General features: G+C 57.8%; 10 protein-coding genes and 2 pseudogenes. 5 read left to right on the forward strand and 7 right to left on the reverse strand.

Annotation, left to right across the window (positions count from 1 at the left end; genetic code table 11):
• Window positions 1–223: pseudogene (locus tag BUB78_RS02280) on the forward strand (IS3 family transposase); the annotation flags it as partial.
• Between the two features lie 418 nt (window positions 224–641).
• On the opposite strand, the gene BUB78_RS21070 reads toward BUB78_RS02280, so the two are convergent.
• Window positions 642–1220 carry a cupin domain-containing protein gene (locus BUB78_RS21070; RefSeq protein WP_245813332.1) on the reverse strand — a complete coding sequence of 193 codons (579 nt, stop codon included), beginning with the start codon at window positions 1218–1220 and terminating at the stop codon, window positions 642–644.
• A gap of 35 nt (window positions 1221–1255) precedes the next feature.
• Here BUB78_RS21070 and BUB78_RS02290 point away from each other — a divergent pair, with 35 nt between their 5' ends.
• Window positions 1256–2230, forward strand: a complete 975-nt coding sequence (locus BUB78_RS02290) for a quinone oxidoreductase family protein (RefSeq protein WP_073194677.1) — start codon at window positions 1256–1258, stop codon at window positions 2228–2230.
• 269 nt (window positions 2231–2499) lie between these two features.
• Here the strand turns inward: BUB78_RS02290 and BUB78_RS21075 are convergent.
• A pseudogene (locus BUB78_RS21075) lies at window positions 2500–2568 on the reverse strand (hypothetical protein); the annotation flags it as partial.
• A gap of 175 nt (window positions 2569–2743) precedes the next feature.
• On the opposite strand from BUB78_RS21075, the gene BUB78_RS02300 reads away from it, so the two are divergent.
• Together BUB78_RS02300 and BUB78_RS02305 are read left to right on the forward strand one after the other, a co-directional pair.
• A complete protein-coding gene (locus BUB78_RS02300) occupies window positions 2744–3580 on the forward strand; it encodes an alpha/beta fold hydrolase (protein WP_220083972.1) in 837 nt (278 codons plus the stop codon).
• 444 nt (window positions 3581–4024) lie between these two features.
• Entirely contained in the window at window positions 4025–4345 is a 321-nt protein-coding gene (locus tag BUB78_RS02305) for an RcnB family protein (protein ID WP_245813333.1), read from the forward strand.
• Window positions 4346–4703: 358 nt separating this feature from the next.
• On the opposite strand, the gene BUB78_RS02310 is transcribed toward BUB78_RS02305, so the two are convergent.
• On the reverse strand, window positions 4704–5963 hold the full coding sequence (locus BUB78_RS02310) for a D-amino acid dehydrogenase (RefSeq protein WP_073194679.1): 1260 nt from the start codon (window positions 5961–5963) through the stop codon (window positions 4704–4706).
• A 471-nt stretch (window positions 5964–6434) separates the two neighbouring features.
• Between BUB78_RS02310 and BUB78_RS02315 the strand changes: the two genes are divergently transcribed.
• Window positions 6435–7535, forward strand: coding sequence for an extracellular catalytic domain type 2 short-chain-length polyhydroxyalkanoate depolymerase (locus BUB78_RS02315; RefSeq protein ID WP_245813334.1), 1101 nt, complete (start codon window positions 6435–6437; stop codon window positions 7533–7535).
• A 552-nt stretch (window positions 7536–8087) separates the two neighbouring features.
• On the opposite strand, the gene BUB78_RS02320 is transcribed toward BUB78_RS02315, so the two are convergent.
• From BUB78_RS02320 to BUB78_RS02335, 4 genes are read right to left on the reverse strand one after another with little or no spacing between them, the layout of a single operon-like run.
• Entirely contained in the window at window positions 8088–9515 is a 1428-nt protein-coding gene (locus BUB78_RS02320; protein ID WP_073194682.1) for a hypothetical protein, read from the reverse strand.
• Window positions 9512–10273 carry a methyltransferase domain-containing protein gene (locus BUB78_RS02325; protein ID WP_073194684.1) on the reverse strand — a complete coding sequence of 254 codons (762 nt, stop codon included), beginning with the start codon at window positions 10271–10273 and terminating at the stop codon, window positions 9512–9514. The genes BUB78_RS02320 and BUB78_RS02325 overlap by 4 nt, the downstream gene beginning before the upstream one ends.
• Window positions 10270–10671 (reverse strand): GtrA family protein, encoded by a 402-nt coding sequence (locus BUB78_RS02330; RefSeq protein ID WP_073194685.1) that lies wholly within the window; start codon window positions 10669–10671, stop codon window positions 10270–10272. Before BUB78_RS02330 ends, BUB78_RS02325 begins: the two co-directional genes overlap by 4 nt.
• A 2-nt stretch (window positions 10672–10673) precedes the next feature.
• A complete protein-coding gene (locus tag BUB78_RS02335; RefSeq protein ID WP_073195197.1) occupies window positions 10674–11624 on the reverse strand; it encodes a glycosyltransferase family 2 protein in 951 nt (316 codons plus the stop codon).
• Window positions 11625–11884: the final 260 nt, after the last annotated feature.

Below are 11884 nucleotides of genomic sequence, written 5' to 3' on the forward strand. Positions count from 1 at the left end.
CAGAATATCCATGAGCGGCAAGGGAAATTGTTACGACAATTCCATGGTTGAGACGGTCTTCAAATCCATCACGGCAGAGCTGATCCGGCGCACCCGCCGGGACATACGTCGCCAGGCAGAGGGCGCGACATTCCAGTATGTCAACGGGTTCTACAATCCACGGCGGCGGCATTCATCGCCGGGAGGCAAAAGCCCCTTGGCCTTCGAACGAAAGGCCGCCTGAGTGAGTTGAGAAACCGGACCGCAAGCGTGACAAGACCATTAAACTGGAACACCCGATGCGGGCTTTCCAGAGCCAGGTCGCGACAGGGCCTTGAATTGCTCTTGGCTGCGGCTTGGCATTTAGGGAGATTTGACCAACTTGGCTGACACAGTCGTCCGGAAGTTTGGGTCTGTTTGTATTTGAAATCGCTTGCGCTCATACCTCGACCACTGCGTGGGGCCTCGATGTTCAGGCCGTTTGGTCGTCCTATGGCCCTTTCAAGACGGCCAAAGGCCTTTAGCGGCTATGAAAGGCAGCCAAGCCAGCAAAGGAGGATGTCATGTTTCACAAGGACAAGATGAAGGCAGGACTGAGGCCGCAATGAAGGAATGGCAGGTCTGCAGACTTTGCTGCGGTTCAGGCTATCCCTGTATGTGGGTCACTCGTATTGAATGATTACGGATTCAAAGTTTTCTTTGCTTATTACCTTCGTATGATGACCTTTCCCGTGTCTGTCTTCCATGTGCCATACATCGCCCGGGCCAATGTCGCGGAAGTCACCGTCACTGGCGGTCACCCTTACTGTGCCCGAGAGACAAATGAGCTTTTGAGCAACCGGCGTTGGATGAATTGGCTCGTTCCATCCTGACCTCAGTCTCAGGAACATCGTCTGTTTCACCGGTTCCGGGTCGGAGATTTCGATATTCTGAGCAGGCGGCGCAAAGCTGCGTTCGTCCAAAGTTACTTCGACATCTTCCCAGTGGCTTTCGCCGTCATCATCAGAAAAAAGCCTTAGAAATTTCATTTTATCAAACCCCATTCTGACTCTGCCCCCTTGCCCCTTGTCTGCTTGACCCTTGCCTGTAAAAATTGTCATGTCCAACGCAATCGCAAGACTTTCCATGCCCATTTGCGCTTCAAGGGTCACAAGCCAGAACACGTCGTTATATTCCTTTATATTCCTTTGCATCCAATCGTTGGTATCTGGACAAAGTCGGACAGGGATGTTCATTTCCATTTGAACACCTCTTCTGGAACAGGGAACAAGCGCAGATGGCACGTAGCGTTATCATCGAAGAATTTGGCGGTCCGGAGAATATGAAAATCGTCGATCGCGAGGTTGGTGATCCGGGGGCTGGCGAAATCAGAATCCGACACAAGGCCTGCGGGCTCAACTTCATTGACGTCTATCAGCGCACCGGTCTCTACCCGCTTGACCTGCCGCATGCCCTGGGGATGGAGGCGGCGGGGATCGTCGAGGCCGTAGGCGATGGGGTAACTCACCTCAAGCCCGGGGACCGGGCCGCCTATGCGTCCATGCCACCGGGCGCCTATTGCGACGCACGCGTCATGCCTGCCGCTCAGGTCTGCCCCCTGCCCGACAGCATCTCTTTCGAGGAAGGCGCCGCCATAATGCTTCAAGGCATGACGGTGGAGTATCTCTTTCACAGGGTCTGGCCGCTCGAAGCGGGCGACAAGGTCTTGTTCCAGGCGGCAGCCGGCGGCGTCGGACTTCTGGCATGCCAATGGGCAAAATCCGAGGGCATCGAGCTGATCGGCACGGCCGGGACGGATGAAAAGTGCAAGCTTGCGCTGGAGTACGGCGCGGCACATTGCATCAACTATCGGGAACATGATTTTGTGCCAGAAGTAAAAAAGCTGACCGGCGGCGCAGGTGTCAGCGTCGCAATGGATGGAGTGGGCAAGGACACGTTCGGCGGCTCGCTCGACTGCATCCAGCCACTCGGCATGATGATCTCCTTTGGCAACGCATCAGGACCGGTTGATCCGGTCAGCCTTCTCACCCTTGCAAGCAAGGGTTCGCTGAAGCTGACGCGCACCACGCTCTTTACCTTTTTGGCGGATCATGCGCGCTGTCAGGATATGGCAAAGCATCTTTTTTCCAAAGTCGAAAGTGGCGCCATCAAGGTCAAGATCGGCCAGACATATCCGCTTGAACAAATCGTCGATGCGCATCGCGCACTCGAGAGCCGCCAAACAACGGGATCGACTGTCATAACACTCTGATCGTTCGGGCCCAGGAATTGGGCTGACGTCCCGGAGAACGGTTGCAACGGGCCGGGAGCGGAGATTTCGATGGGCAAGCTCCGCTCGCCCACTGCATCGAGCGCACCTTCAGATGGCCAGGGCGCTTGCTGGCTGCGACGACACGGAAAATCGAACGTCAGCAGCGCACACCGCATAGCGCGCGCCCTGACGCCCCAAAAAGGTCCATGCAAAATGCCGGAAAACCCGAAGGCCACAGCAAGTCCCGCCGCGCCTGCCAGGTTTCCCGGATACACAATTCCCCAGCTTCGTAGCAATTGGCGAGCAGATATCTTTCGGTCAACATCTGCCATGACCATCAGAGCGTTTCCGGTGAACAACTCTGCACCGCCAACAACGACCAGAAAAGACCCGGCGAAAACATCACGCCCCCATGCATACGCGGAGAAGGGCTTGATCAAGCAACCGGTGGATTTTTTCTCTTGAACCGGCGGGTCTGCCGGACACGCCCCGTTGATGCTATGTTAGGCTTCAATGGCAGAAAGCCACTGCAAAGGGGAAAGAAAATTGCCACATGTTGACCTGAACGGAGCGCATATTCACTTCACTGACACAGGCGGCTCAGGAGAGGCGATCGTATTTTCACATGGCCTCTTGATGAATGCGGCCATGTTTGACAAGCAGGTCGCCCATTTCCGAGGTCGCTACCGTTGCATCGCGTTCGATCACCGTGGTCAGGGACAGAGTGGAGTGACCGACGATGGATACGATATGGAGACGCTGGCGGCAGATGCGGCGGCGCTCATCGAGCACCTTGATGTCGCTCCGTGTCACTTTGTCGGGCTAAGCATGGGCGGATTTGTCGGTATTCGGCTGGCCGCTCGGAACCCGGGCTTGTTGAAAACGCTGACCCTGCTCAATACGTCTGCCGACCCTGAGGCGATAGAAACCGGACCGAAATACCGGATACTCAACCTTGTGGCCCGTTGGGTAGGGCTGTGGGCCGTTGTTGGCCGTGTGATGCCAATTTTGTTTGGGCAGACTTTCCTGAAGGACGCGGCTCGCATGAATGAGCAGAAGCGGTGGCGTAAGGCAATTTCCGGCAATCACCGCATTGGCATCACGCGGGCTGTAACGGGTGTGATCGACCGTGACGGCTGCAGCGATCTTCTGAACGAGATCAGGATTCCAACCGGCATTGGGGTCGGAGACGAGGACGTCGCCACGGAGCCCAGTAAATCAGAACGCATGCATGCGGCGATCAAGGGATCGGAACTGGTCGTTTTCAGGCACACGGGCCATTCGTCGTCCATCGAGTCGCCGATGCAGGTAAATGACCTGATTGAGCGGACGATCAAACGCCTGAAATAGCGGAACTGCGGAACAAAGGCGCATGTCGGAAAGTCGCGACACCGTCAATGCCGGGCCCCGAATTTCGGGGCGCTAAAGGAATGGCGGCACTTTGAAAGCTGCACGGCTGCATCTGCGTATGCGATGAGCTTCTGGTACCCGAACGCGTTCACTTTTGGCTCGAAGCCGCAATTCTCCCAAGTCCATCCATTGACCACTCTGCGGGACGAGGTGCTTAGCCATTCCTCGCCCGAGGATCAGAACTTACCAAAGTTTGGGTGGCCGCCATAGCCGCGCCTCAGCACCGGCACCAGATCGTCCTGCCATTGGCCGGTCAAGGTTGCCTGGATCGTATGTGACCTCTGCGGTTTTCACGGATTGATATTGAATAACACTTCGAAGCCGCTCATGGTCCGCTCAGATCAAGCAGACAATTTGGAGGGTAGGATGAAATACTGTTCTGTTATGTTGATAGCGTTGATGGCCTTTTCCCCCGTCGGACAAGCTGCGGCGCAGCCGAAATCCAAGATTGGCGATTGCCCACCGGGGCTGGCCAAGAAAAACCCGCCTTGCGTGCCTCCCGGCCAAGCCAAGAAGATCTATCGGATCGGCGACAGATACGACCGAAACGACTATCTGAGCGATTATGATCGGCGGCGATACAACTTGCCCAGGCTACCCCGCGGACAAAGCTACTACCGCGTTGGTGACAGCTTGATCCGCGTCGACAATGAAACACGCGAGGTCCTCGAACTGATTGAGGCCGTTTCCAGAGTGCTAAACTGAATTCTGTGGGAACGGCCTGACCACGGACAAAACGGTCGTTGGCCACAAACGGTCCTTAGCCACAATAGCTGCGGCTTCAGCTTTCATTTGGACTCGACACAAAAACACCATGCTGAACGGCGGCGCGGCTAACTGCTGTGACGCCGGGGCATTCCAAATGTAGAAACGACGACCGCAAGGCGTTTTGTGGGCATGCGCGAGAGCGAAGTGCAAAATGACAGCCTTCGGGCGACCACATTTGAGGACATCACGACACCTCGCGCCCAGCTATATGAGTGTCTCCATCACAATGTGCCGCAGGACAGACACGGTTACTCCAAAACATCAAAGGGATCGACTGCAGCCAGGCCACGTTCTGTCAGCGCAAGTATCGCGCCGCCGTCAGCCCTTCAAATGAAATCTCCGGTTCTTTGCCCAGGACCACATCGGCCACCGCCCTGCCCGACCCGCAGGCCATCGTCCACCCCAGCGTTCCGTGGCCGGTATTCACGAACAGGTTGTCATATTGCGTCGGCCCCAAAACAGGCGTGCCATCTGGTGTCATCGGGCGCAGACCGGTCCATCCTTCGGCGCGCGAGATGTCGCCGCCCTTGGGAAAGAGATCGCCGATCACATGTTTCACCGTATCGGTGGCATGCGGGCCGAGACGGTTCGAATAGCCCGCAATTTCCGCCGTGCCAGCAACGCGGATGCGATCGCCGAGGCGGGTGATGGCGACCTTATGGGTTTCGTCCATGATTGTGGATTGTGGTGCAAACGCGTCGTCGGTGACAGGCAGCGTGACGGAATACCCCTTGACCGGATAGACCGGCAGTTTGACCCCTATGGGATTCAGCACGTTCACCGCATAGCTGCCCATGGCACAAACATAAGCATCCCCCGTAATTCGCCCGGCGATTTCAGTGTCCACGCCCGCTATCTTGCCATTCTCGATTGCGATGGATCTGATCGACTGTCCGTATTGGAATTCAACCCCCATTTCCGCGCATTTATCGGCCAGGGCCATGGTGAACAATCGGCAATCCCCGGTGCGATCTGCGGTCAGGCGCAGGCCGCCGACAAACTTGTTACGCACCTCGGCCAGGGCCGGTTCAACCTCTATGCAGGCGTCCCGGCCGAGCACCTCGTAGGGAGAGTCGTATTCGGCAAGGATTTCCTGATCCGCCTTTGATCCCTTCATCTGCTTGGCAGTGCGGAAAAGCTGCAGGGTGCCCTGCGCGCGGCCATCATATTCAATGCCTGTCTCGGCAATCAGCTCTGGCATCACGTCGCGCGAATAGTTCGACACCCGCACCATGCGCCCCTTGTTGATGCGATAACTGTCGTCGTTGCAATTGCGCAGCATCTGGGCGCACCATTTCCACATGGTTGGGCTGATCAGCGGCCAGATGAACAGCGGGCGGCGCTTCATGAACAGCCATTTGATTGCCTTGATGGGTATCCCCGGCGCTGCCCAAGGCGAGGTCATGCCATAGCTCAACTCTCCCGCGTTCGCATAGCTGGTTTCCAACCCTGGCCCGACCTGACGATCTATGACCACGACGTCTGCGCCCTGTTTGGCCAGATAATACGCGGTGGTAACGCCGATGACGCCCGCCCCCATAACGACAACTTTCATTTGAAATGCCTTTCGATTGTGTTCACGCTAGAATGCTCCGTCTGACGACAGGGGGCAAGGTGTGTGGGTGATTGGTCCGGCGATGTCATCCGCGAGTGTTGAAACGCTGGCTCAAATGGCAATGGGCACATGGCGCCCCAGTGAACATACGCCCTGCGAATCCCTGCGAGACCGGCTATCCTTGCAACAAAGGCCTCCGACCCTGGCACAGAACGAAAATGCTCCGCGTTGATCCGTTGCTTCAGGTCAAAGGGGGGACGCTGCTGTTGACGTCGTGACGCGTTTACAGGTCCAGAGCCTGGCCGCTTTTCCTTGCCCGCATGCGCCGGTCTGCTAGGACTGTCCAAAGAACCCGAAGGTCAGGTCCGTCTGATCACGGAAACTACTCCAGGGCGGCATACACCTGCTCGCGCCGAGCCTGGTGTCACTCAGCCCGAGGTTTTTGGCTTTAGGTCGAGAGGTTGACCAGGAATGAACATTTTCAAAAGCTTTGGGGACACTCGCCGTGACTGCCCGGCAGGAAAAATCGCAACAAAGTCTCCTGCGACGATGCTCCTGGAGAGAGTTCGGATGGTTGCTCTGGGTTGCGTTCTCTGGCCTGGCGCCAGTTTGGCGGATCCGCTGCCGTTGCTGAACCTTGATCCGGCGGCAACCACGGTCTCCGGCTTGTCCAGTGGCGCCTTCATGGCGGTGCAGTTGCAAGTTGCATTCTCATCAGCAATCAGCGGGGTGGGCATTGTTGCAGGCGGGCCATTCAATTGTGCCGATAAATCAGTCTGGCGGGCGCTCTATGTGTGCATGAACCCGTTTTGGGACGGTCCCGATCCGGCTGAGGCGATTGCCAGCATGCGGACGTTGGCTGAACAGGGCAAAATCGACCCTCTCGATGACATCGACCCTGATCGAATCTATCTGTTCCACGGCAAATCCGACCACACCGTGGCGCGCGCGACGATGGACGCCCTGAAGGAAACCTATCTGTCACTGGGCATACCGGAAATGGCCATCAATTATACGGTATCGGTCGATGCAGGGCATGGTTTCGTCACCGAACAGGCGCTGACCGCCTGCGCAAAGACCCAGCCTGATTTCCTGATCGATTGCGATATTGACCAAGCGGGGGACATTCTGAACTGGCTCTATGGTGAGCTGTCACAGCCGATCGCGCCGCGCGACTTGGGGTTGCTCACATTCGATCAGTCGCTCTATACCGAGGACGTCGCGGGCATGGATAGCAAAGCCTTCGTCTATGTGCCTGTCGCCTGTACAGAAGGCGAAGTCTGTCGTCTGCATATTGCGCTGCATGGATGTAACCAGGGTCGCGAGACCATGGGCGAGGATTACGCACGGCTTACTGGCTATAACGGCTGGGCTGAAGCGAACAACATCGTTGTTCTCTATCCACAGGCGGTAAAAACTCCATCACCTTGGTATAATTGGTTCGCGGGAAATCCGAAGGGGTGCTGGGACTGGTGGGGGTATTCAGCTTCGGATTACCTGAGCCGCACGGCGCCGCAGCCTGCAGCCATCTCGCGTATGGCGGGCGCGCTAGGGGTGGCCTTGGGGCGTTGATCTGTATGTTCAGAGGTCGGATTGTGCCCGCTACTGATCTGAGACTTCTTGCTGGCATTATCAGAGGAAACCGACGTGAGACGGGCCGGGCAGAATTGTAGCGCCTGAAGATGACCAAAGCTGATCCAGTCAGCTATTTCAAAACGAGCCGCGAGATCATCCACTTGGACCAAAGCCAGGACGACTACCGTAACTTTCCTGGCCTCCATTTTCGACAGGTCCATTCATCTTGTTGTCCTTCATTTGCAGAAGATCGCACGAATAACGGTTCGATTGCGCTCAGTCATGCGCGGATCGCCATTATCCCACGCCTCGCGGATTTCCCGAAGCCATCCCAATCATTTCCCGCAACCGGAGTGCCCATGATCTCGACCAAGGCATGCGCCAGGCTATTGCCCGCCACCGGCTCAAGGGCCAGGCGCAGCAGATCAGCTGCATGCTCTTTGTATGGGGACGACCGAATGGCGACCTTCCGGAGACACCAAGCAGCGGGGCCACGCAGCCTGGCGTATGCTCAGGCGGTTTGAACCGACCGGCCCAGAGCGCAGGATTTCACCGGGTTGGGTAGGTCAGGCGGGTCTTGCCATCCACCTCTTCGATCCTTACGCGAAGGGGCGTCGGGCGGTCGGCTGTTGCCTCGATTTCGTCGCAGGTTTCGGCATCGGTGTGGCAGAGCACGATGCTGCGCCCTGACAGCTGCCTTATCCGAAACGACAAGGCCAGCTCTGAATGGATGTCGGCCGCTACAACGCTGCTCAGCGCCGTCACATCGCCGTACACCAGAACAGGGCCTTCGGCCTGTTGGACGGCCGTTGCCATGGCGCGGGTTTCGGCCTGCCAGTCGCGATAGACGGTGGTCTCGATCACCGTTTTCAGAATGTACCACAGGACAATCAACACCGTCAGACCACGCGCCAAACGGGCCGGCAAACCAGGCGTGTCACCAAGCAGTACAGCAGCGCGCACAACAATGACCGCATAGAAAACCCAGACGAAGGTAAAACTGCGCACCGGAACTTGGACGCCAAGCTTAAGGCTCTGCGATGCCAGAATCGCGATGCCAAGCCACAGCCCGGCATGCAGATAGAGCGCCTCTTTCGGGGCGAGGCGGATCAGAACCAGAGTGGCGCCTGTCAGGGTTGCCAGATGAAAATACACGATCGTCGTCGTGTTCCAGCTCAGCGTCTGAATCAGTGTTTCAAACGTGTCCACCACCTGCGGCAGGTTCCTGGCCATATCCCCGAGGCCGGTCGCCGGGGTTGCATCGCGCCAGTCGGCCAGAGGAATTCCAAAAATGCCATGCACCTGCCAATTGATCGCATAGGTGATCAGAATCGCTGTGACGAAACTAACGACAAACAGCACCAAAAGCCCGATCAGATCACGCAACGACCTGTTTTCGGTACGAAACAGGCAAACGGCCAACAGGATAATCGGATAGGTCGTATAGGCCATGAAGCTGGCGATCACAAACGGCGGCAGCAGCGCCCTGTGCGCCGCGCGCGGCATCCGCAAACTGAGCACTGCATAAAGCGCCACAATGGCAAGCCCCGGAATCAACGTATTGAACCAGAGCGAAATCATTGTCGCCGGAATTGAAACCAGAATGAACAGCGCAAGCACGCCCGAGAACCAGCGGTTCGCGTTCTGCCCCATCGCGGCCACGGCAAGGGCTGCGGCCACGACAGCCCAAAGGATTTGATAGACCGCAAAGTTAAACCACGCGGGGGTCACGATTTCGCGCAGGTGCCAGAGATAATTGAGCCAGCGCCCTTCATGCAGGGTCTTGTTCCAGAACCATTCCGGCTCGGCAAAAAATGCCGGATAGTCATCGTGGCGTATCATCGGGTCAAGAAGGTTCGGGAGCGAGATGACCAGAACACCAAGCAGGGCGACGATAGTGATCGGCAAAAGCGGAAGCGCCGCGCTTTGCGGCATCGGGTTTGCGGTTGCGGTGGACTGGATCGCGGCGGCAGTCATGCCGCGGTCGCTTTGCCACCTGCACGGGCTGCGATGATCGCGGCACGGACCTGCGCGATGCGCGTGACGGTGCCCTGCGGCAGGTTCGACACGACACCACGGCGCAAGCGCCATAGGACGTCGCCACCGTTTGGCACCGGCGTGCCCTGTGCGACTGCATGGTCAAGCACGTCACCGGGCAGGCCTTTGCGCCCGGCGTCATTGACATAGAGGATCGCGTTATAGCGATACCAGGGCTCGATAGAACGATCATTCTTCAGATGCGGGCGCAGACAATCATAGGCGTGATAGCCGCGCTCGGCAAAAAGGTCCTGCCAATAGGACAGCGGTTGTTCATTGACGTGAAATTCACCGCCCTGCCCCACCACCGCCGCCGAAAACAGAACCCGGTCCGAGGCGCGCGTCAGGCTCTCGACCAGGGTTTTGGATGCGGCCTTGGGCAAGTGTTCCCCGACCTCAAGGCTCTGCGCGAGGTCAAAGCGGCGATCCGTAACAACCGGCGCTGTCAGGTCGGCGGCCATGAAGCTGTCTTCGGGCACGGCAAGCTGTGCGCGGTTGACATAATCGCCGTCAACGGCAAGCACATCGCGCACGCCGGTCTTGCGCCATTCGTCAAGCCAGACCCCCCTGCCACTGCCGAGATCCAGCACCGATTGCGGTTGCAACCATGGCCCAAGACGGCCCAGCAACGCCTGCGCAGACCGGCGCGCGCCCTGGTCGATGTAATCAAAGAAGGTATCGGAATAGATATGTGTCATGATGCGTTGTTTCCTTGGAAATGCTGACCGGAAAAGACCCAAAGGGTCATAAGCACGAAATTCTGAACAGGCAGGATGACTGTCACCGTCACGGCGGCAAGCCAGTCTGCCAGCCCCATCTGCGGCGCGATCACCCCGGTGATCACGGCCGATGTGACAAAGCCAAGGGCGATCATCACGCCAAAGCGGACGATCTGCGCAGTGTCGGCCATGCGCCGCCCAAAGGTGAACCGCGCCTGACCTGCATATTGAACCAGGACGGCAATACCAAAAGCCAGGGCGTTTGCACCGGCCTGTGGCAGGCCGAGCCCCTGAAGCGCCAGGTAAAGCAGAACATAGACGCCCGCCACCGCAACGCCGATAACGCCAAAGCGCAGTATGACACCCTTGCGGCGCATGCTCAGGCCAGCTTGCGCAGCGGCACGGTTTCGGCGCCACGGGTGTCTTCGGAAACAAAGTAAAGCGGGCGGTTCTTGGCCTCGATATAAAGGCGGCCGATATATTCCCCCAAAATCCCGAGGGTCAGCAATTGAACCCCGGAAAACAGGCTGATCGCCAGCACAACCGACGCCCAGCCAGGCGCGGTCTGATAGAGGATCAGCGAGCGCAGCACGTAGATCATCATCAAAGCGGAAAAGCCAAGGCTGGCGAAGGACATCCGCGTCGCAAACTTGAGCGGGCGCGTCGAAAACGCGGTCATTGCATCGGTGGCAAAGCGGATCATCTTGCGCAGGGGGTATTTGGTTTCGCCCATGGCACGGGGCGCACGACAGTATTCGATACCGATCTGGCGGAACCCGGCCCAGGCAAACATGCCACGCACGAAACGGGCGCGCTCGGGCATCGACAGGACAGCGTCAAGCGCCTTGCGGCTGACGAGGCGAAAATCGCCGGTATCGCGCGGGATATCAACATCGGACATCGCGTTGAGCGCGCGATAAAACACCCAGGCGGTTGCGCGTTTGAAGATGGTTTCGCCCTGACGTTCGCTGCGACGGCCATAGACCACGTCATAACCGCGATCCATCATTCCCATCATATCGCCCAAAAGCTCGGGCGGGTCCTGAAGGTCGGCATCCAGCATGAAAATACGTTCGCCCTGTGCGGCCTCTAGCCCGGCGGTCAGGGCAACCTGATGGCCGCGATTGGCCGAAAGCCGCAGGCCGCGCAGCTGGCTGCAGGTTTTGCGCGCTGCTTCGATCTCGGCCCAGGTGCCGTCGGTTGATCCATCGTCAACCAAAAGGATTTCGGCCCGTTTTCCATAGGGCGCGACGACCTTTTCAAGCCGTGCCACCAGATGAGGGATCGACTCTTCTTCGTTCATGCAGGGAACAACCACGGAAACAAGCATCGGCTTCGCCTTTTCATTCATTCACGACACCAGACTAAAAATCGAATGTGTCTTGAATAAGAATTGCTTTGGTCCAATCTGGGGCATCGGTTACCGACCGCGACCGCGCCCCGCGCCAGCCCAAAAGCGCGGCCCTGAAAAGCGTTACGCGCAAAACGCAAACCTGTGCTACAAAAAACACGCAGAGCGAGTCAGCTTGGCGCTCTTGCGCAGGGCTGGCTCTTTTCGGTCAAAACAAGTTCCTCCGGATGGAGGGCAGA

The organism is Roseovarius marisflavi (assembly GCF_900142625.1).
In the GTDB taxonomy this organism is placed as follows: Bacteria; Pseudomonadota; Alphaproteobacteria; order Rhodobacterales; family Rhodobacteraceae; genus Roseovarius; species Roseovarius marisflavi.